19 protein-coding genes are annotated in these 19677 nt (G+C 70.9%); 14 read left to right on the forward strand and 5 right to left on the reverse strand.

Annotated elements, in window-relative coordinates:
* Positions 1–110 precede the first annotated feature (110 nt).
* On the forward strand, positions 111–1139 hold the full coding sequence (locus ACFV2X_RS05005; protein ID WP_385612331.1) for a LacI family DNA-binding transcriptional regulator: 1029 nt from the start codon (positions 111–113) through the stop codon (positions 1137–1139).
* On the opposite strand, the gene ACFV2X_RS05010 is transcribed toward ACFV2X_RS05005, so the two are convergent.
* Positions 1118–1612 (reverse strand): hypothetical protein, encoded by a 495-nt coding sequence (locus ACFV2X_RS05010; protein ID WP_385611544.1) that lies wholly within the window; start codon positions 1610–1612, stop codon positions 1118–1120. The two genes, ACFV2X_RS05005 and ACFV2X_RS05010, sit on opposite strands and share 22 nt — an antisense overlap.
* Positions 1613–1644: 32 nt before the next feature.
* The gene (locus ACFV2X_RS05015; protein ID WP_385611546.1) at positions 1645–2853 is read right to left on the reverse strand and encodes an ROK family protein; all 1209 of its coding nucleotides are present in this window, start codon (positions 2851–2853) and stop codon (positions 1645–1647) included.
* 150 nt (positions 2854–3003) lie between these two features.
* On the opposite strand from ACFV2X_RS05015, the gene ACFV2X_RS05020 reads away from it, so the two are divergent.
* The 5 genes from ACFV2X_RS05020 (at position 3004) to ACFV2X_RS05040 (ending at position 7458) form a co-directional block, all read left to right on the forward strand.
* Complete coding sequence (locus tag ACFV2X_RS05020) at positions 3004–4017, forward strand: substrate-binding domain-containing protein (protein WP_385611549.1); 1014 nt, start codon at positions 3004–3006, stop codon at positions 4015–4017.
* 83 nt (positions 4018–4100) lie between these two features.
* The gene (locus tag ACFV2X_RS05025) at positions 4101–5075 is read left to right on the forward strand and encodes an ABC transporter permease (protein ID WP_385611552.1); all 975 of its coding nucleotides are present in this window, start codon (positions 4101–4103) and stop codon (positions 5073–5075) included.
* On the forward strand, positions 5072–5857 hold the full coding sequence (locus ACFV2X_RS05030) for an ATP-binding cassette domain-containing protein (protein WP_385611555.1): 786 nt from the start codon (positions 5072–5074) through the stop codon (positions 5855–5857). Before ACFV2X_RS05025 ends, ACFV2X_RS05030 begins: the two co-directional genes overlap by 4 nt.
* Before the next feature lie 36 nt (positions 5858–5893).
* Positions 5894–6778 carry a sugar phosphate isomerase/epimerase family protein gene (locus ACFV2X_RS05035; protein ID WP_385611557.1) on the forward strand — a complete coding sequence of 295 codons (885 nt, stop codon included), beginning with the start codon at positions 5894–5896 and terminating at the stop codon, positions 6776–6778.
* Complete coding sequence (locus ACFV2X_RS05040; RefSeq protein ID WP_385611560.1) at positions 6775–7458, forward strand: nucleoside/nucleotide kinase family protein; 684 nt, start codon at positions 6775–6777, stop codon at positions 7456–7458. The genes ACFV2X_RS05035 and ACFV2X_RS05040 overlap by 4 nt, the downstream gene beginning before the upstream one ends.
* On the opposite strand, the gene ACFV2X_RS05045 is transcribed toward ACFV2X_RS05040, so the two are convergent.
* Together ACFV2X_RS05045 and ACFV2X_RS05050 are read right to left on the reverse strand one after the other, a co-directional pair.
* Positions 7421–8326, reverse strand: coding sequence for a lytic polysaccharide monooxygenase (locus tag ACFV2X_RS05045; RefSeq protein WP_385611562.1), 906 nt, complete (start codon positions 8324–8326; stop codon positions 7421–7423). The genes ACFV2X_RS05040 and ACFV2X_RS05045 overlap by 38 nt on opposite strands.
* 185 nt (positions 8327–8511) lie before the next feature.
* Positions 8512–9411 (reverse strand): CPBP family intramembrane glutamic endopeptidase, encoded by a 900-nt coding sequence (locus tag ACFV2X_RS05050; protein WP_385611564.1) that lies wholly within the window; start codon positions 9409–9411, stop codon positions 8512–8514.
* Between the two features lie 248 nt (positions 9412–9659).
* Here ACFV2X_RS05050 and ACFV2X_RS05055 point away from each other — a divergent pair, with 248 nt between their 5' ends.
* Positions 9660–11291, forward strand: coding sequence for a TROVE domain-containing protein (locus ACFV2X_RS05055; RefSeq protein WP_385611566.1), 1632 nt, complete (start codon positions 9660–9662; stop codon positions 11289–11291).
* 44 nt (positions 11292–11335) lie between these two features.
* On the opposite strand, the gene ACFV2X_RS05060 is transcribed toward ACFV2X_RS05055, so the two are convergent.
* Positions 11336–12826, reverse strand: a complete 1491-nt coding sequence (locus tag ACFV2X_RS05060) for a PQQ-binding-like beta-propeller repeat protein (protein WP_385611567.1) — start codon at positions 12824–12826, stop codon at positions 11336–11338.
* A 120-nt stretch (positions 12827–12946) separates the two neighbouring features.
* Between ACFV2X_RS05060 and ACFV2X_RS05065 the strand changes: the two genes are divergently transcribed.
* From ACFV2X_RS05065 to ACFV2X_RS05095, 7 genes are all read left to right on the forward strand, one after another.
* Complete coding sequence (locus tag ACFV2X_RS05065; protein WP_385611569.1) at positions 12947–13447, forward strand: MarR family winged helix-turn-helix transcriptional regulator; 501 nt, start codon at positions 12947–12949, stop codon at positions 13445–13447.
* A 119-nt stretch (positions 13448–13566) separates the two neighbouring features.
* Positions 13567–14838, forward strand: a complete 1272-nt coding sequence (locus ACFV2X_RS05070) for an MFS transporter (protein ID WP_385611572.1) — start codon at positions 13567–13569, stop codon at positions 14836–14838.
* A 185-nt stretch (positions 14839–15023) separates the two neighbouring features.
* A complete protein-coding gene (locus ACFV2X_RS05075) occupies positions 15024–15200 on the forward strand; it encodes a hypothetical protein (RefSeq protein ID WP_385611575.1) in 177 nt (58 codons plus the stop codon).
* 231 nt (positions 15201–15431) lie between these two features.
* The gene (locus ACFV2X_RS05080) at positions 15432–15959 is read left to right on the forward strand and encodes a helix-turn-helix domain-containing protein (RefSeq protein ID WP_385611577.1); all 528 of its coding nucleotides are present in this window, start codon (positions 15432–15434) and stop codon (positions 15957–15959) included.
* Positions 15946–16605, forward strand: a complete 660-nt coding sequence (locus ACFV2X_RS05085) for a hypothetical protein (protein WP_385611579.1) — start codon at positions 15946–15948, stop codon at positions 16603–16605. The genes ACFV2X_RS05080 and ACFV2X_RS05085 overlap by 14 nt, the downstream gene beginning before the upstream one ends.
* Entirely contained in the window at positions 16598–17794 is a 1197-nt protein-coding gene (locus ACFV2X_RS05090) for an MAB_1171c family putative transporter (RefSeq protein ID WP_385611581.1), read from the forward strand. Before ACFV2X_RS05085 ends, ACFV2X_RS05090 begins: the two co-directional genes overlap by 8 nt.
* A 412-nt stretch (positions 17795–18206) precedes the next feature.
* Positions 18207–19454: a cytochrome P450 gene (locus ACFV2X_RS05095; RefSeq protein WP_385611584.1), complete on the forward strand. Its 1248-nt coding sequence runs from the start codon at positions 18207–18209 to the stop codon at positions 19452–19454.
* Positions 19455–19677 lie beyond the last annotated feature (223 nt).

A 19677-nucleotide genomic window follows, 5' to 3' on the forward strand; every position in this document is an offset into this window, starting at 1 on the left:
TCGAAGACCACCTCAATGCCGGGGAGCTGATGTTGCGATAGTTTTCGCAACACCGAGATCGTCCCGAAAGGTAGGAGAAACATCGGATGGGGTCAACGGCTGGGGACGAAATGGCGGGGGCGACTTTGGCCGAGATAGCGAATGAGGCGGGTGTTTCGGTCTCTACCGTCTCAAAGGTGCTGCATAACAGATCCGATGTCTCCTCGAAGACTCGAGCAAAGGTCCAACGGCTTCTGGAGCGGTACGGCTACCTCGCCCGGCACCGCCCCGCGGCCTCGGCGGTGCTGCGCGGCGGGCTGATCGACTTCGTCATCAACGAACTGGACAGCCCCTGGGCGGTCGAGCTGATCCGCGGCGCGGAGGAGGTCCTGCACGGCGTCGGCATGAGCCTGGTCGTCTCGGCCACCCACGGCCGCACCCGGCTGGCCCGCCAGTGGCTGGACTCCCTGGCCACCCGGCCCACCCTCGGCGCGATCCTGGTCGTACCCGAGTTGACCACCGCGCAACACGAGGAACTGCGTCGGCTCGGTATTCCCTTCGCGCTGGTTGCCCCCGTCGATGAACCCGCGCCCGGTGTGCCGTGGGTGGGCGCCACCAACTGGCCCGGCGGGCTGGCCGCCACCCGCCATCTGATCGAGCTCGGCCACCGCCGTATCGCCATCATCAGCGGCCCGCAACGCCGCCTCACCTCGCGCGCCCGCGCCGACGGCTACCGCTCGGCGCTGGAGGAGGCCGGGCTGCCCTTCGACCCGGAGCTCGTACGGTACGGCGACTTCACTCATGACCTCGCCCACCGGCACGCCCTGGACCTGCTCGCGCTGGACCGGCGGCCCACCGCCATCTTCGCGGGCAGCGACCACCAGGCCCTCGGCACCTTCCGCGCGGCCGCCACCCTCGGTCTGCGTATCCCCGAGGACCTGAGCGTGGTTGGCTTCGACGATCTGCCCTTCGCCGACTGGGTCACCCCGCGGCTGACGACCGTGCGCACCCCGCTCGCCGATATGACCGCGCTCGCCGCCCGGATGGTCCTCCAACTGCTCGCCGGCGAACAACCCGAGACCACGCGGGTCGAGGTCGCCACGGAACTCGTCGTCCGCGAGAGCAGCGGACCGCCCGCTCAGCCGTCGGACAGTTTGTAGTCGTAGTAGCCGGTCGGACCGGTCAGCACCGCCTGGAAGTACAGCGGTTCGCCGTCGGTGTCCAGCGGGACCTCATGACCGGCCACCCGGGTGAAGCCGAGGGAGAGCCCGGGCAGATACGCGTACAAGGTCTCGTCCAGGACCGTCAGGCCCATCGCCACCAGCCGCCCCAGCAACTCCCGGGCCGGGGTGCGGAAGACGTCGATACCGCGGAAGCGGACGGTGATGTCCTCGGGGCCGGGGCGGGGGATCCACACCTCCGCGGCGCCGAGGGTCTTGCCGTCCTCGAGATGGAAGACGATCTCGAACTGCGGGTGCAGCGCGAGCACCTTCATCGAGCGGAACCGCGCCGCGGAGCCGTCGTTGCTGACTTTGATCCTGCCCAGCTCCGCGGCCGCGGCCTTGAGGTCGTCCGCGGGCATGCCCAGGGGAAAGCCCGTGATGCCGTGCGGCGGGTCCAGCTCGATGTCCATGGCCCGCATCCTAAGAGGCGGGGCCTCGCATCCTACGAGGCGGTGCCCTCGACGAGTTGCCTGACCCGCTCCGGTGCGTAGATGCCGTCGGTCAGCAGCTGGGACAGGCCGAGGATGCCGGCGTGCGGATCCAGTTCGCTGCGCACGATCTGGAGGTTGCGGGTGGCCAGCGGCAGCGAGCGGCCGTACACGACCTCCCGGATGCCGGCGAACAACTGCTCATCGGTGTGGGCGAGTTGACCGCCGATGGCGATGACCCGGGGGTTGAACATATTGACCGCGTCGGCGATGGCGCCCCCCAGGATGCGGGCGGCGCGGCGCGCGAGCCGTACGGCGGTGATGTCGCCGGAGCGGATGAGCCGTACCGCGTCGTCGACCGTGGTCACCTCGTAACCGGCCTCCCTCAGGTCCCGGACCAGGGCCCAGCCGCCTGCGTAGGCCTCCACACAGCCGGTGTTTCCGCAGCGGCACAGCGGGGGCTCGGTGACGTCCTCGACGGTGACCTGGATATGGCCCACGTCCCCGGCCGCGCCGTCGGCCCCCCGGTGGATCCGGCCGCCGGCGATGATGCCGGTGCCCACGCCGGTGCCGATCTTGACCATGAGCAGATGGGCGGTGTCGGGGTAGCGCAGCCGGTGTTCGCCGTACGCCATGGCGTTGACGTCCTTGTCCACCAGCACCGGGCAGTCGTAGCGCGGGGCGAACCAGCCGGGGATGTCATAACGGTCCCAGCCGGTCATGATCGGCGGGCTGACCACGCGCCCGGTGCCGAAGTCCACCGGGCCGGGCACCCCGAGGCCCACGCCGAGGACGTCCGACTCCTCGTGCCGGGTCTCCTTGAGCAGCCGGCCGAACAGCTCGTCGGCGAGGGCCAGAACGGCCGACGGCCCGGCGGTCACATCCGAGGGGGCCTCGCGCTCCGCCCGTACCTCCCCGCCCAGGTCGCATACGGCGGTGCGCAGCCCGGTCGCGCCGATGTCGGCCACCAGCAGCACTCCACGGTGGCGGTTGACGACGAATCGGCTCGCGGGGCGGCCGCGGGTGCGCGCGTCCTCCGGCGCGGGGACGAGGAGTTGGGCGCCGAGGAGGCTGTCGAGACGCTGGTTGACGGTGGTCCGTGAGAGCCCCGTAAGACGCACCACATCCGCCTTGGTCAGGCCCTCGTCGACATCGCGGAACAGGGCGAGAACATCGCCGAGAGCGATCCCGGTCCGGAGAGCGCCTGCGTTGATGGTGTCCACTCGCACACTCTAGCCATGGGTGTGAGTGGACGGAAGATGGCAATCTTGTGACGGAAAAAGTTGAAAGAAGGGTTGCTCGATCTCATAAATGGGGGCTACTTTCAGCCGCATCACCATCGGAAGGGACGCCTGATGCGGAGAAAAGCCACCGTGAGAAGAGGGAGCGTTGTCGCCACCGCTGCCGCCGTCGTGGCCGGAGCCCTGGTCCTGAGCGGCTGCGGATCCGGCGACACGGGCGCGTCGGGCAGCACCAAGGTCGCCGCCGTGATCAAGGGGCTGGACAACCCGTTCTTCCAGAGCATGCGCCAGGGCATCGAGACACAGGCCACGTCGGAGAAGCTGTCGACGACCGTGCAGGCAGCGAACTCGATCACCGACACCACCGGCCAGGCCGACAAGTTGAACGGGCTGGCCGGCCAGGACTACGGCTGCTTCATCGTCAACCCGATCTCCGGCTCCAACCTGGTCCAGGGGCTGGCCAAGCTGGCCGCGAAGAAGAAGACCATCGTCAACATCGACAACCCCGTCGACGCCAAGGCGGCCAAGGCCGCCGGCGCCACCCCGGCCACCTACATCGGCACCGACAACGTGGCGGCCGGCGAGATGGCCGGCAAGCGGATGGCGGAACTGCTGCCCAAGAACGGCAAGGTCGCCGTCATAGGCGGCATCGCCGGTGATGTCACCAGCGCGGCCCGCGTCGAGGGGTTCAAGAAGGGCGTGAGCGGCAAGCTGGAGGTGGTCCAGACGGTGGCCGCCGACTGGGACCGGCAGACCGCCCTCACCAAGGCCACTGATGTGATGCGCGCCAACAAGGACCTGTCCGGTTTCTTCGTGGCCAACGACGACATGGGCCTCGGTGTCTCCCGCGCCATCGCCAACGCGGGCAAGACCGGCAAGGTCAAGGTCATCAGTGTGGACGGGGTCAAGGACGCGCTGAAGGCCGTCGAGTCCGGCACCCTGGACGCCACCGTGGCTCAATACCCGTACGCCATCGGCCTGATGGGCGTCGAGGCGTGCCAGGCGGCCGCCAAGGGCAAGAAGCTGCCCGCCGACGTCAAGGCCCCGGTGGAACTGGTGACCAAGGACAACGCGGGCAAGGCCCTGGCCGCCACGCCCAAGCCCTTCGGCACCTACGACGACCCGTTCAAGCAGCTCCTGCGCTAGGGCCGCCCTCAACAGCCCCAACAGCGACGCATCCGGCGGGCGGGTGGCGTGCCACGCCACCCGCCATCGCCAGGAGGACACACATGGCAAACGCAACGCTCGCGGCACCCGACCGTGACACTTGGTCCACGCGCCTGCGTGACATCGGTTTCTGGGCCGACTGGGCGGCCCTGGTCGGGCTCATCGTGCTCGTGGTGGTCTTCCAGGCCGCCAACCCGACCTTTCTGAGCACCGGCAACATCCAGTCCATGCTGGAGGCCGCCGCGATCCTGATCATTCTGGGGGTCGGACAGACCTTCGTCATCGCCACCGCGGGCATCGACCTGTCCATCGCCTCCACCATGACCCTGGGCGCGGTCGGCTTCGGCCAGGCGTACTCGGCCGGCTGGGGGCTCGCGGCCTCCTGCGCCGTCGCCGTGGCCGCCTCGACGCTCGCCGGACTGCTCAACGGCTTCGTGGTGGCTCGCGGCAAGATCACCGACTTCATCGTCACGCTCGGCATGCTGTCGGCGGCCTCGGGGCTCGCCCTCATCGTCTCCAACGGCAAGCCCGTGACCGTCATCGAACCGGCTCTGCTGAAGCTGTCCACCAACGGCATCGGGATCCTGGGCTGGATGTTCATCATCGCCGCGGCCGTCGCCATCGTGGCCCATGTGGTGCTCTTCCACACCCGGTTCGGCACCCATCTGCTGGCCACCGGCGGATCGCCCGAATCGGCCACCGCGATGGGCATCAGCACCGCACGCATCAAGATCGCGGTGTACGCCGTCGCCGGACTCCTCGCCGGGCTCGCCTCCATCCTGCTGGTCGCGCGGGTCGGGGCCGCCGAGCCCGCCGCCAACACGTCCTTCCTGCTGAACTCGGTCGCCGCCGTGGTCCTCGGCGGGGTCAGCCTGTTCGGCGGCCGGGCCACCGTCATCGGCCCGGTCATCGGCGCACTGCTGCTGACCGCGCTGGTCAACGGACTGACCCTGCTCGGCGTCTCCCAGTTCTACCAGCCGCTGTCCGTCGGCATCGTCGTGGTGCTCGCGGCCTTCCTGATGAGGTTTCAGCGATGACGACCGTCAAGTCCGAGCCCCAGACCGCGGCCACCGCCTCGGACGAACTGCTGCGCTGCGAGGACGTCTCGCTGTCCTTCGGCAGCGTACGCGCCCTCGTCGATGTGTCCGTCAGCCTGCGCCGCGGTGAGATCACCGCGCTGGTCGGCGACAACGGCGCGGGCAAGTCCACCCTCGTACGGTGCGTGTCCGGAATCCACCGCCCGGACAGCGGCCGCATCCTCTTCGACGGAGGGCAGGTCGACTTCGGCTCGCCGGAGGACGCCCGCGAGGCCGGCATCGAGACCGTCCACCAGAACCTCGCGCTGGTCGAAGACCTCACCGTCTGGCAGAACCTGTTCCTCAACCGCGAGATCGTCCGCCGCATCGGACCGGTGTCCTTCCTCGACCGCAAGGCCATGCAGAGCCGCGCCCAGGAGATGGTCTCCACCCTCGCGGTCAACGTCCCGGCGGTCACCTCGCGGGTGCGGCGGCTGTCCGGCGGCCAGCGCCAGGCCGTGTCCATCTGCCGGGCGGCCGGATTCAGCTCGCAGCTGGTCATCATGGACGAGCCCACGGCGGCCCTCGGCGTCCAGGAGACCGCGCGCGTCGAAGAGCTCATCCTCAAGCTGCGCGACGACGGCCACGCGGTGCTGCTCATCAGCCATAACTTCGCGCAGGTCATGCGGCTCAGCGACCAGGTCTGGGTGATGCGGTCCGGCCGCTGCGTCGCGGGCCGCCGGACCGCGGAGACCACGGGCGAGGAGATCGTCGCGCTCATCACCGGCGCGCAGGCCGCCTAGCCACTCATCGACCAGCCACACAAAGGAACACCGCTCATGACCACCGTGACCCAGGCCAACCCGATCGGCGTGCACGCCCTCGTGTGGGCGGGCGACACCTCGCTCGAATCGCTCACTTACGCCATCGACAAGACCAAGGCCACCGGCTTCGACCTCCTCGAACTCTCGCTGCACGACTCGGACTCGCTGGATGTCCCCGCGGCGCGCCGCCAGCTGGAGGACGCCGGACTGCGGGTCGCCTGCTCCCGCGGCCTCGCCTTCGACGCCGATGTCTCCAGCGATGACCTTGCCGTGGTCGAGCGCGGTGAGCGCCTGCTGCACAGCTCCCTCGCCGTCACCCACGGCCTGGGCGGAACACACTTCACCGGCGCGCTCTACAGCGCGCTCGGCAAGTACGCGGGCCCCCTCACCGCGGCGGGCCGGCGCAACGCCGTCACCGTGCTCAAGCGGCTCGCCCAGGAGGCGGCGGGCCTCGGCATGACGCTGGGCCTGGAGATCTGCAACCGCTACGAGACCAACGTCATCAACACCGCCCGCGACGCCCTCGCGCTGGCCGATGACATCGGTGCGGACAACGTCCTGATCCACCTGGACACTTACCACATGAACATCGAAGAGGACGATCTCATCAGGCCGGTGCACGAGGTCGGCGATCGGCTCGGCTACGTCCACATCGGCGAGAACCACCGCGGCTACCTCGGCTCCGGACACCTGGACTTCACGGCCTTCTTCCACGCGCTCGCCGATATCGGCTACCGCGGCCCGATCACCTTCGAGTCCTTCTCCTCCGCCGTGGTCGCCCAGGGCCTGTCCAACGACCTCGCCGTCTGGCGCGACCTGTGGTCCGACGGCGAGGACCTGGCCCGCCACGCCCACGCCTTCATCACCAACCAGCTCGCCGTGAGCGGCCGCGGTCGATGACGCCGATGACGATCGAGGATCTCGCGGCCCGCGCCCGCGCGCTGGTGCGGCCCGGTCGGCGCGCCGTTCTCGGGATCACCGGAAGCCCCGGGGCCGGCAAGTCCACCCTCGCCGAACACCTGCTGACCGCGCTGCGCGACGGCCCGGCCGAGGACGGGGGAGAGGTTGTGGGCGACTGGGTGGCCCATGTGCCGATGGACGGCTTCCACCTCGCCGATATCGAGCTCGACCGCCTGGGCCGCCGCGACCGCAAGGGCGCCCCGGACACCTTCGACGCGGCGGGCTACGCCGCGCTGCTGCGCCGGCTGCACCAGGACGAGGACGACGTGGTGTACGCGCCGGGCTTCGAACGGGAGCTGGAGCAGCCGATCGCGGGCAGCATCCCCGTACCGCGCACCGCCCGGCTGGTCATCACCGAGGGCAACTACCTGCTGTACGACGAGGGGGACTGGGCCCGGGTACGGCCGCAGCTCGACGAGGTCTGGTACTGCGAGCTGGACGAGGCCGAGCGGCTGCGCCGGCTCGTCGCCCGCCACGAGCGGTTCGGCAAGGACCACGCCGCGGCGGTGGCCTGGAGCCTGGGCACGGACCAGCGCAACGCCGACCTGGTGGCCGGCACCCGGCACCGGGCCGACCTCGTCGTCACCGGTGACGTCGGGGGCGCCGCCGCCGCAGGGTGACGACCACGCCCGCACCGACGGCGAGCGCCGCCGCGCCACCCGCGTACAGCGTCACCGGGGTGTTCTCGGTGGCGTCGGCGCGGTTGGTGTCCTCACCGGTGCCGGTGCCGGTGTTTTCGGCGGTGCCTTCGCCGGTGGGTGTGTTGGTGGGTGTGCCAGTGGGTTTGGCGGGGCGTTCGGCGGTGTCGGTCTCGCCGCCCTCGGCCGGGGCTTTTTTGCCTGCCGTGTCCTCGGCTCCGCCGAACACCACATCGGAGCACGAGTAGTAGGTGTCGGGCGTGCTGGTGTTCCGCCAGATGGTGAACAGGAGCTGACGGCCCGTCCGGCCGGTGGGCAGCTTGGCCTTGATGCGATAGGCGTCGTCGACCAGGGCCGGGTCGGTGGCCGTCGCGAACGGCTTGGCGTCCAGGTCGGACCACTTCAGCGGCCGCGTGGGATCGTAGCCCTCCTTGGTGAGATACAGCTCGAACGTCCCGGTGTGCGGGATGGTCGAACGGTAGGTGAGGGTGAGGTCCGCACCGGCGGTCAGCCGTGTCGAGGGCCAGTCGGCGCGGGCCAGGTCGAGCCCCTTGTATACGTCGAGCCCCCCGCTGCACAGCTTCCCGTCGGGAATCTTCTGCCGGTCCTGGCCGGCCACCCCGGCCACCCGCAGATTGTCCCACTCGTCCGGGACCCCGCCGGCGGCGACGGCCGCCCGGCACGCGGCCGACCGGGAGTTCTCGCCGCCCTCGGGGGAGCAGGCCACCGTCCGGCTGACCGGGTCCGTCGGCGCGCCGTGCGCCTGGGCAGGCCCGGCGGCCAGCGTCATGAGCAGGACCGGGGCCGCCCCGAGGAGGGCGGCCACGGCGGCGGTGCGATGTGGGGTCATTCGATGCAGCCTTCCTGGCCCTAGGGTCTGTCGTCAAAGAGGGCGGCCGGCCGCGAGCGGCGTCTGGTGCGGTGCCTCGCAAGGCGGAGCATCGTCCGAGTACTGGGCGTACTCGGGCGGTGCGACAACGCAGCGAGGCGCCGTGCCAGGCGTCGGGAGCAGGGCGCCCCCTTTGACGACAGGCCCTAGCGGCGGGCGGGCCCGCCCGCGCCCTGGAGTACGCGGCGCGCGGGCCGTGCGTTCAACGCCCTTGCCCGGCGGCGGGAGAGCCACGCGAGCCACCCGGCGAGCACGGCCACCGGAGCCGTGGTGAGGAGCATGGTCGCGATCGCCCCGAGGCCGTCGGCCCCGTCGCTCAGCAACTGGCCGGTGAGCAGGAAGAGCACCATGTTGTTCCCGGCGTGCGCCAGGCTCGCCACCCAGACGGTGCCGCTGCGCAGATACAGCCACGCCAGGACGACTTCCTGACACAGCAAGGACACGGTCCAGACCAGCAGACCGAGCGCCACGTTCTCGAAGTCGGCATAGCCGATGAAGGCGAGCGGGTAGTGCCACACCGCCCAGATGAGACTCGTGGCCACCACGGACGGCACGACGCGGCCACCGAACAGCCGCGGCCGGAGATAGCTGGTCCACCCGAACTCCTCCCCCCAGTACACCGGGGTGAGCAGCGGGACCACGAGCATCAGCACCAGCAGCGCCGGCCACCTCGCCACCCCCGGTGCGAGCTCGTCGAGCGGCGACAGGTCCGGGTGCCATACGCCCAGGACGGCGGCGAGCGCCATGGTCACCGCGGCCAGGGCGAGCGGGCCGAGCCAGGCGGCGAGGTAGTACGGCCAGGCGGCCCGCGGACGAGGCCGAAGCCCGGCGTCGGCGAACCCCTCCCGGGTGACCCACCGCCGTACGACGATCGCCGCGATCCCCGGCATACAGAAACCCGGCAGCTGCAGCAGCGGGTTCAGCGCCGACAGGCCCAAAACACCGTGGGCCACCCACAGCCACAGCCAGGTACTGCCGCAGGTGATGGCGAGAAACACCACGACCCCTCTGTTCCTCTTCGTCTTCGACATACGAGTCTTCGACATACGCGCCTTTCCTTCGCGACCGAACCGGATCCGCGCACCAACGTGTCATTCGCCGGTACGGGCCCACATCGCTGCGCGGAGTGAATTGCGTTTCGCCCGGTGGCGGGAGGTGGCGATGGCTCGTACGGGGGAGGGGCCGGGGCCGTTAATCGGTTCGGTGTCCAGGGCCGTCGTCGCTACAGTGAACGCGTCCAGGTGCGCAGGCGGGGGCCACTTCACCTGGACATCCGGTACGAGGGGGAAATCTCATGGCTCGCTTCAACACCCGTGCCACGCGCCGGGCGCCCGTCTCGCCGATCGCCACCACCGGGGAGCGGACGGCCACCCACGAGGGCGCGACCGGATACCTCCGCGACGACAAGAGCGAGCTGTTCCTCCTCGCCGTGTCCAACATGGTCGGCACCGACACCTTCTACGAGCAGGGCGACGACCGCGACGACCGCTACCGCCACCTGGTGCGCAAGCTGGCCGTCGAGGACCCGGAGTGGACTGCCCGGCTGCTGGGCTGGCTGCGCCGCGGGGGCAATATGCGTACCGCGTCCCTGGTGGGCGCCGCCGAGTACGTCAGGGCGCGCCTGGACGCGGCGGCGCCCGGCCACTCGCGGCAGGTCGTGGACTCGGTGCTGCGGCGCGCCGACGAGCCGGGGGAGATGCTCGGCTACTGGACCGGCCGGTACGGCCGGGCGCTGCCCAAGCCCGTCAAGCGCGGCGTGGCCGACGCGGTACGGCGCCTCTACGACGAGCGGTCGCTGCTCAAGTACGACACCGCCGCCAAGGGTTTCCGGTTCGGCGATGTGCTGGGCCTCGTGCACGCCCGCCCGGCGGACGACAAGCCGTGGCAGGGCGATCTGTTCAAGCACGCCCTCGACCGGCGCCACGGGCGCGACACGGAGATCCCCGAGAGCCTGACCGTGCTGCGGGCCGCGGCGGAGCTCTCCGCGCTTCCGGTCCCGGACCGCCGGGCGTATGTCCTCGACCCCTCGCTGGTCACCGCCTCCGGCGGGCTCGCGGGCGCGGGGTTCACCTGGGAGCGGCTGGCCGGCTGGCTGCAGGGGCCGATGGACAAGGCGGCCTGGGAAGCGGCCATCCCGGCCATGGGCCTGATGGCGCTGGTGCGCAATCTGCGCAACTTCGACGAGGCCGGTGTCTCGGACGAGGTCGCCGAGCAGGTGGCCGCGCGTATCGCTGACCCCGCGCAGGTCGCGCGGTCGCGTATGTTCCCGTTCCGGTTCTGGGCGGCGTACAAGCACACCCGGTCGCTGCGCTGGGGCCACGCCCTGGAGCAGGCGCTGAACGCCTCGCTGGCCAACGTGCCGTCCCTGCCCGGCCGGACGCTGATCCTCATCGACCGGTCGCCGTCGATGTTCCCCGGCTACGGATACTCCACCCCGAACACCTCGGACATCCCGCTCGCCGAGCAGGCCGCGGTGTTCGGCGCGGGTCTCGCGGTGCGGGCCGAGGCCCCGACGCTGGTCGAGTTCGGCATGAGCAGCCGGCGGCTCAAGGTGTCCAAGGGCGGCAGCGCGCTGCGGCTCATGGAGGAGTTCGGGCGGATCAACGGCACCGACATCCCCTCCGCGGTCAAGAAGCACTACGCCGGTCACGACCGGATCGTCATCGTCACCGATGAGCAGACCCGCCCCGGCTGGCTGCCGTCGAACTGCCACGGCCAGTGGGGCGGTATGCCCGAGACGCACATCGACGACCTGGTGCCCGCCGAAGTGCCGGTCTACATGTGGAACATGGCGGGCTACCGGGCCGGGGCGATGCCCTCGGGCGGTGGCAACCGCCATGCGTTCGGGGGCCTGACGGACCATGCCTTCCGCATGATCCCGCTCCTGGAGGCCGGCCGGAGCGCCCGCTGGCCCTGGGAGGGCTGAGGGCGCGGCAGGCCGCGGCAGGGCCGCGGCGGTCGCGTCCTCGGCTACTTGACCGCGAACACCGGTGGCGCGTCCTCCGCCCCGTTCGAGTTGACGATCACGTACCGGCCGCTCTTCACCCGGTGCAGGGCGAGGACGTCGCCGACCGGCGCTCCGCGCAGCGGGGTTCTGCCGTGCTTCTCACCGGTGGCCGGGTCGAGGCGCCAGACGCCGCCACCGGCCAGGAGATCGAGTTCTTCCGCGCGATCCTGTGTCAGGGTGGCGACGGCCGCGCCGAGCGATGTCTTCCAGACGCGCTTGCCGTCCTTCAGCGAGTACGCGGCGACGTCCTCGGGAGCGTCCTTGTCCGTCGGGCCGACAGCGGTGATGAACAGCCCTTTGGTCACCACCGACCGGAAGACCGGCCGGGCGTCGAAGGGCTGGCTGTAGCCGTACGGCATGACCTGGAAGTTGAGGTCGTCCTCCGGCCCGGACCGGGGGATCACGGCCTGCCGCCGCCCCTTGTCGTCGAAGCTGATCACCGCGTCGGTCCCGCGGTCGTCGTCCTCGTCCACATACACGACGATCGGGTCGGCCGAGAGCATGAACAACGCCTTCCACTTGCTCTCCGTCGGCAGCGTGCTGTGCCACTGCCACGCGCCGGACCGGGGGTCGAGGGCGGACAGCCGCATCTTGGGGTTCTCCCCATCGGTGTTGGTGCACTGCTCCATGACCAGGGCGCGCTCGGACGTCGCGTCGACGGCCAGGGCCTCGCAGTTGCGGTCCAGCGGGCTGCGCCACCTGGCCGCGCCGTCGCGCAGCCCGAGCCCGACGACCGCCTTCCGCTCCAGGGCCACCGCGGTGTCACCGGCGCCGACCAGCCGGGCGTCGGTGGCCCGGGTGACGGAGTCGTCGGCGCTGATTTTTTCCGTCCACAGCGTGCGGCCGGAGGACAGATCGACGGCGATCACGGTGTCGCAGGGCTTCTCGTACCGCCCGAGGCCCACAAGACCGATGGCGGACGGCGTGGTGCGGCTCATCGTGCACACCGATCTCCGCTCGGGCGCCGGGACGGTCCACCGCCGGGTGCCGTCCGAGGTGTCGTAGGCGAACAGCCCGTCGTTGCGCGCCCTGATGAGGGTGGACGGCCCCGGCATCCAGTCGCCGACGGCCCGCACGGAGGAGGGGCGGTCCCGGGGCGCCTCCCAGGCCACGTCCAGGTGCGGCCCGCGCAGCCACTCGTACCCGAGCAGGCCCGGCCATACGCCGCCGGCCAGGCCCACCACGACCAGCGACACCATCCAGGGCGTGGCCAGCGATCCGCTGTTCAAAGCGACGGCGGTGATCACCCCGAAGGCACCGGCGAAGGTGAAGACGAACGCGAGGATGAGCACCGGCGTGAGTCCTTCGGGGCACGGGTCGTACCGGCCCCCGCACGCTCCGTTCGACTCGCTGGACAGCGCGGACCAGCCCAGCCAGTGGAACACCACGGCACAGGAGACCAAGATCCCCGCCAGGGGCAAGGCGATGGGCTTGACGGCACGCGAAATCGACACGGTCCCCCCACGGATGTGATCAGCGCGCGTACGGCGCGCAGCAGACCTTAACCCGGGGTGCCGGACGGGCGGCGTGCGAGGGCTCGTTCATTTATATAGGTGTGTGATACAAGTGAATGTATGGGTGATGCATCTATGGCGAGCCAGGATCCGGTCGGCCGCGAGCGGCGCGAGGAGATCGCCGACGTCCTGGAACAGCTGGCGGTGCTCGCGGTGCGCCAACTGGGCAAGCGGCACATCAGCATGACCGCCGCCTCCGCCCTCGGCCGGCTGGCCCGCGAGGGCCCCACCCGGCTGACCGCCCTCGCCGCCGACGAGGGAGTGAGCCAGCCCGCCATGACCCAGCTGGTGCAGCGCCTGACCAAGCAAGGGCTGATGGCCCGGGTCGCCGACCCGGACGACGGCCGGGCCGTGCTCGTGTCCATCACCGACGCCGGGCGGCGGCTGCTCGCCGAGCGGCGCCGGGACCGCGTCACGCGCCTGTCCGGCCTGCTGGCCGCGCTCCCGGCCGAGGATCAGGCGACTCTAGCCGCCGCGGTCGGCTCGGCCGCGCCCGCCCTGCGGCGCCTCGTGGCGAGCGTGGCAGGCCCGGGCGGCCGCCCCGCGGCGCCCGCCAGGTGACGGACCGTCACCCCTCCTGTCACGCCCGGCGCATGGCGCGCCGTCACCCCGTTTCGCCGCTCTCGGCCGCATCCCCCGAGAGCGCATTCGCAGAACGCATTCCTATCCGGGAGTACACCTTGTCCACTCATCCCAGCGCGCCGAGTCCGTTCCGGCAGCCGAAGGCCGTATGGGCCGTGGCCTTCGCCTGCGTGATCTCCTTCATGGGCATCGGGCTCGTCGACCCCATCCTGCCCGCCCTGTCCAGCCAACTGCATGCCACGCCCAGCCAGGTGTCGCTGCTGTTCACCAGCTACCTGGTGGTCACCGCCGTCGCCATGCTGGTCACCGGCTTCGTCTCCAGCCGCATCGGCGCCAAGCGGACCCTGGTGGCGGGCCTGGCGGTCATCGTGGTGTTCAGCGCGCTCGCGGGCGCGTCCGGGAGCATCGGCGGCATCGTCGGCTTCCGCGCGGGCTGGGGCCTGGGTAACGCTCTGTTTATCGCCACCTCGCTCGCCGTGATCGTCGGCTCGGCGAGCGGCGGGTTCGCCGGGGCGATCATCCTCTATGAGACCGCGCTCGGCGTCGGCATCGCCGTCGGCCCGCTGCTGGGCGGCGAGCTGGGCGGGATCAGCTGGCGCGGGCCCTTCTTCGGCGTCTCCGTGCTGATGGCGATCGCGCTGATCGCCACCCTGGTCCTGGTCCAGCCGACCCCGACCCCCGCCCGCCGCGCCTCGCTCCTCGACCCGCTCAAGGCGCTCCGCCACCGCGGGCTGCTCACCATGGGCCTGATGGCGCTCTGCTACAACTGGGGCTTCTTCACCGTTCTCGGCTACTCCCCGTACCCCATGGAGCTGGGCACCCATGAGCTCGGCTATGTCTTTACCGGCTGGGGTGCGCTGGTCGCGATCTTCTCCGTGTTCGTCGCGCCCCGGCTCCAGGCCCGCCTCGGCATAGCCCGCGCCCTCTACCTGAACCTGGCGCTGTTCGCCCTGGACATCCTGGTGATCGGGTTGTTCACCTCGTCCCGGACGACGCTGATCGCCGCGGTGATCCTGGCCGGCGCCTTCATCGGCGTGAACAACACCATCACCACCCAGGCGGTCATGACCGTCGCCCCGGTCGAGCGCTCGGTGGCCTCCGCCGCCTACGGCTTCGTCCGGTTCATCGGCGGCGGTCTGGCGCCGTACGCCGCCGGCCGGCTGGCCGAGCACTACGACGTGCATGTGCCGTTCTACGTCGGCGCGGCCGCGGTCCTGGTCGGTCTGGCCGTCCTGTCGACCGGCCACTCCCTGCTCGCGGACGCCGAGCGGGCCCAGGCGGCCGAGGCGGCGCTGCACACCCCCGCCGAGAACCGTGTGGAGCGGCTGGAGCGGGACGCGCTCGCCGAGGACGTGGGCTCCGCGAGCTGAGCCACCCGTTCGGCGGTACCCGCCCGCGACCCCCTTGTGGCCTGGTGCGTCGCGGCGCGGGCGGGTGGCCACCGGCCCGCGGTCCCGGGACGGGGTGTCCACTCCTTGGGAATCAACGCGCACGGCGTTCTGGATCTCGTTAACCTGGCGACACATCCGGTTCAGCCGACACTAGGGAGTGTGCGGTGACCCCCGAGAAGACACAGAGCGACGATTCGCCGACCAAGAACCGCGAGCGGTTCGCGTTCGCGGAGCCGACGGAGGTGGGCAGCCTGGAAGTCTGGGCGAGATCAGCCCCGATCCGGCTCGCCGGGTACGAGGACGACCTGGCCGAGCCGCACATCCTCCAGAGCGTGGACTGATGCGGCAAGCGCCCCTGAACTCACGCGCCCGGCGCGGCAGCACAAGGATTTTCCTTTTGTGCCCCTCTCAGCGCTCGCGCTCCTCAACTGCTGGTTAAGTCCGCCCCGGCCATGGTCGGCCGGGGGTGGGCTGGTGTGCCGCCCGATGCTCATGGCAGGATGCATCGCGCGGCCGAGTCCGCCTTAACCAACCGTGAGTGAATGCGCCGTGAGCAGCAGGAGGGGGTGCGGATGGCAGTGGGGACCCATGGGTCGCCGGAGGCCGACGGCAGCCCGCTGGCGCGGCGGCTCAACTACCTGTTCGCCACCATGCATCCGCCGGGCGCCCCCTACACCAACGCCCATGTGGCCGAGGCCATCAGCGGCGGCGACGAGTACGGCGGCGTCAGCCTGACCGAGCAGTACCTGTCCATGCTGCGCAACGGCAAGCGCACCAACCCGAGCCCGGACGTGCTGCGGGCCCTGGCCAAGTTCTTCGCCGTGCCCGTCGGCTATCTGCTGGGAGACCTGTCCCCGTCGCAGGCCGAGCGGGTCGAGGAAGAGGTGCGGTTCCTCGTCGCGATGCGCGACAAGCGGGTGCGCGGTATCGCGCTGCGCTCGGTGGGCCTGCCACCGGAGGTGCAGGACAGCCTTGCCGCGATCATCTCCCAGTTCCGACAGCAGATGAACCTCCCGTCCGACCCGGCCGACGCCGACGGTCCCCTCGGTCCGGGCGGCGCACGGGATCCCGACGACGGGGCGCCCAGTGGCCGACGGTGACCAGGATCGGCTGTTCCAATCCTGGCGGCGGATCGGAGACGAGGACGGTGCGGGCATGCGAGTGGGGCGGATACGGCGGCGGTGCAAGCAGCTCATCAAGGAGCTCGGGCTGCCGGCCACGACAGACCTGCCGGGTCTGTGCGACCTCGTGGCGGGCCGTGTGGGCCGTCCCGTTCACCTGGTGCCGATGAGCCTGGGCGGCGTGGTCTCGGGCATGACGGCCAGCACCGACGACGGATTCTGGATCTTCTACGAACTGCGGACGTCCCCCTGGCACCAGACCCATATCGTGCTGCACGAGGTCGGGCATCTGCTGCTCGGCCACGACCAGGACCCCGCCGTCACGCAGGACGCGCTGCGCATGTGGGCGCCGTCGGTCGATGTCACCACCGCCATGCGGCGGTTGGGGATGACCGCGGACTTCGCTCGCCACCACTGCTACGACGACCTGACCGAGCGCGAGACCGAGGTGCTGGGCACCCTCCTCATGGAGCGCGTGGTGCCGGCCTCGCCCGACGACGGACTGCCGCTCGAGGGGCGGGCGGCCGAACTCGCCGCCGCGCTCGGGCCCGCGCTGCGGCATGTTCGCGGCTCGCGGACGGGCGGTAGCGGGACCGGTGGCGAGGGCGGGGGTGCGCGTGTTTGACGTCGTCTACCTGTGCTTCGGCGCCGCCGCGTGGGCGATCGTCGCCTACAAGGCACGCGCCTGGTTCCGCGACCGGCAGAACGCCGACCTGGGCCTGACCTGCGTCATGACGGCCGGCGTGGCGAATGTGTTCCTGCTGTCCGCGCCGAGTGTCTACCGCTGGTTCGACCGCCTGGTGGGCGTGGCCAATCTGGCCATGGTCTTCCTCTACTCCTCGGTGGTGGTGTTCGCCACCGGCGCCCTGGTGCTGATGCTGCGCTGGACCGGCTCGGCGGTGCGGCCCCGTACGGTGGTGACCGCCGTCGGCGCGGCGTGGTCGGTCGCCGTCATCGGCTTCGCCGTCGGCCGCCCCGACGCCGTCGAGCACCCCCGCGACTTCAGCACCGCATACGCGGACGCGCCGGGAGTTGTCACCTTCCTGGTGCTGTATCTGGCCATTTTCGGTTCGGGTCTGGCCGGGCTCGGGGTGCTGTGCCGGCGCTACGCGTCCACCCTGCGCGGCTCCTGGCTCGCCCGGGGGCTGCGGGTGCTGGCCGCCGGGTGCTGGCTGGGCCTGGCGTACTGCGCCTGCAAGGTGATCGGCTTTCTCTTCTCCTGGGCGGGCCGGGACCTGCCCTGGCTGTCCAACGGCGTGGCGCCGCTGACCGCTTCGGTCGCCGCCCTGCTGGTCCTGGCCGGGTTCGCCATCCCGGCGCTCGGGCCGCGCGTCTCCGCCTGGCGCAGGCTCCGCCGGCTGAACCCGCTGTGGCGCGAGGTCACCGCCCAGGCGCCCGAAGTGGCCATGGCGGCGTACATGGGGTACCCCGGCTGGACCGGCTGGTGGCCGTTCGCCGATCTGGAGTGGCGGGCCAACCGCCAGATGGCGGAGATCCGGGACGTACAGCGCGGTGTCCGGCGCCATGTGGAGGCCGAGGCCCTGGAGATCGCCCGTGTCAAGGGGCGTGCTGCGGGACTCGGGGATTGGCAACTTGTTGCATTCATGGAAGCGGCGGCGCTCCGACGCGGTTTGCTGAACCAAGCGGCCGGGCGCGTGCCGGTGCCCGGCGCTGACAGCGTGGTGGTCGAGACGGGCGCCGGGCCGGGCCAGGAGCATGAGCACCTGGCGCGCGTCGCCGACGTGTACCACCAGCCGCTCGTCGACGAGGTGCTTGAGGAGCTGGGCGAACGGACCGCCGCCCAGCGGCAGTGAAGGGGGACCGAGAGCGAGGTGGCCCTGGACGGGGGTCGGGGCCGCCCGTGGCACAGGGCGGCGCCGGGGAGATTCAGCCCCGGCGCCGCCTCTCGGCCACCATGCGTCACCCTGCCCGGGCCGAGCTCGAAGACTGGTCGAGAGACTGGCTCTGACCGACCGGGGCGTCACGGACCAGGCCCTAAGCGACCCCGAGGAAGTAGAGGCGGGCCCCCACGCCGCCGCAGTCACATCAGCCGCTGCCGCGGCGGGCGGCACCTCGCTGCGTTGTCGGAGTCGCCCGCCACGCCGCGGCAGCGGCATATCGACCGCAGCGCCCAGTACGAGGGCGATCCTCCGCCTTGCGATGCACCGCACCAGACGACGCGGGAACCCACCCCTACTTCCCCGGGGCCGCTTAGAGTCGGGAGCCATGCAGAACTCCGCGAACACCGCGAACACCGCTGTGCCCGGCCCGCCAGAGCCGTTCGACACCCGTGCGCTGCTGGCGGATCCGCATGCCGCGTACGCCGAGTTGCGCGAGGCGGGCCCCGTCCACCGGATCCCGGGTCCGGACGGGCGGCCCGCCTGGCTGGTGACCCGCTACGACGATGTGCGGCGGGCGCTCGCCGACCCTCGGCTGTCCCTGGACAAGAGCAACGCTCTGCCCGGCAACTTCCGCGGATTCGCCCTGCCGCCCGCCCTGGACGCCAATCTGCTCAACATGGACCCGCCGGACCACACTCGGGTGCGTCGGCTGGTGGCCAAGGCATTCACCCCCGGGCGTGTCGAGCGGATGCGGGAGCCGGTCCGGCGCGCCGCGGACGAACTCCTCGACGCCGTCGAGCCGGCCGGCCGGGCCGATCTGATCGCCGCGTATGCCGGACCGCTGCCCATCACCGTCATCTGCGATCTGCTCGGCGTCCCCCAGCGCGACCGCCGGGACTTCCGCGCCTGGAGCGATGCCCTCATCGCCCCCGACCCGGAGCGGCCGCATCTGGCGAAGGAGGCGGTCGGCAACATGCTGCGCTTCTACACCGGTCTGATCGCGAGCAAGCGCGAGGAGCCCGGCGACGATCTGCTCTCCGACCTGATCGCGGTACGGGACGACGCGGGCGGCAGCGCCGGCGAGGGCGGCGACCGGCTCACTGAGGACGAACTGACCTCGCTGGCCTTTCTGCTGCTGATGGCGGGGTACGAGAACGTGACCCACCTCATCGGCAACGCGGTGCTCTCTCTGCTCGACCACCCCGCGCTGCTGCGGGAGCTGCGCGAGCGGCCCGCCGGTATCGCGGCGGCGGTCGAGGAGTTCGCGCGCCACGACGGCCCGGCGCCGCTGGCGATCCGCCGCTTTCCGGTCGAGGACGTGGAGATCGGCGGGGTGACGGTCCCGGCGGGGGAGACCGTGCTGCTCTCCCTTGCCTCCGCCAACCGCGACCCCGGCCATTTCAAGGAACCGGACCGACTTGATCCGGATTTTGGCCGATTGGGGCATCTTGCGTTCGGCCACGGAATCCACTATTGCCTTGGCGCCCCGCTGGCCCGGCTGGAGGCCGAAACGGCGCTGGCCGCCCTGTTGAGCCGCCTTCCGGGGCTGCATCTGGACATTTCGCGCACAGAGCTGCGCCGGCGGCCGACGATTCGCGCACATGGCTTGATGTCGCTTCCCGTCGCGTGGTAGCGGGGGAAAGCGAACAAGCTTTTGATGCATAACTGCGCTTCGATGCGGTAGAAAGGTCCTGAGCCCGCCCGGTGTGCATCCCCCGTCGCACCGGGCGGGCCTTCGTCGTTCAGACGGGCCGTCGTCGTTCCCGTCACAGGGCCGGACGGGTTGGAGATTCTGCTAGAGAGCAAGGTCACAGAGGGGGACACTGCTGTCGCTTTAGGTCCTCGCACTAGCCTCC

Origin of the sequence: Streptomyces sp. NPDC059679, from assembly GCF_042734105.1 — a bacterium.
In the GTDB taxonomy this organism is placed as follows: Bacteria; Actinomycetota; Actinomycetes; order Streptomycetales; family Streptomycetaceae; genus Streptomyces.

What these genes read in the sequence shown, in the direction of transcription:
- ACFV2X_RS05005 (WP_385612331.1), top strand. Translation starts at nt 111, where the DNA reads ATGGCGGGGGCGACTTTGGCCGAGATAGCGAATGAGGCGGGTGTTTCG.
- ACFV2X_RS05010 (WP_385611544.1), bottom strand. Translation starts at nt 1,612, where the DNA reads ATGGACATCGAGCTGGACCCGCCGCACGGCATCACGGGCTTTCCCCTG.
- ACFV2X_RS05025 (WP_385611552.1), top strand. Translation starts at nt 4,101, where the DNA reads ATGGCAAACGCAACGCTCGCGGCACCCGACCGTGACACTTGGTCCACG.
- ACFV2X_RS05030 (WP_385611555.1), top strand. Translation starts at nt 5,072, where the DNA reads ATGACGACCGTCAAGTCCGAGCCCCAGACCGCGGCCACCGCCTCGGAC.
- ACFV2X_RS05035 (WP_385611557.1), top strand. Translation starts at nt 5,894, where the DNA reads ATGACCACCGTGACCCAGGCCAACCCGATCGGCGTGCACGCCCTCGTG.
- ACFV2X_RS05040 (WP_385611560.1), top strand. Translation starts at nt 6,775, where the DNA reads ATGACGCCGATGACGATCGAGGATCTCGCGGCCCGCGCCCGCGCGCTG.
- ACFV2X_RS05045 (WP_385611562.1), bottom strand. Translation starts at nt 8,326, where the DNA reads ATGACCCCACATCGCACCGCCGCCGTGGCCGCCCTCCTCGGGGCGGCC.
- ACFV2X_RS05050 (WP_385611564.1), bottom strand. Translation starts at nt 9,411, where the DNA reads ATGTCGAAGACTCGTATGTCGAAGACGAAGAGGAACAGAGGGGTCGTG.
- ACFV2X_RS05055 (WP_385611566.1), top strand. Translation starts at nt 9,660, where the DNA reads ATGGCTCGCTTCAACACCCGTGCCACGCGCCGGGCGCCCGTCTCGCCG.
- ACFV2X_RS05065 (WP_385611569.1), top strand. Translation starts at nt 12,947, where the DNA reads ATGGGTGATGCATCTATGGCGAGCCAGGATCCGGTCGGCCGCGAGCGG.
- ACFV2X_RS05080 (WP_385611577.1), top strand. Translation starts at nt 15,432, where the DNA reads ATGGCAGTGGGGACCCATGGGTCGCCGGAGGCCGACGGCAGCCCGCTG.
- ACFV2X_RS05095 (WP_385611584.1), top strand. Translation starts at nt 18,207, where the DNA reads ATGCAGAACTCCGCGAACACCGCGAACACCGCTGTGCCCGGCCCGCCA.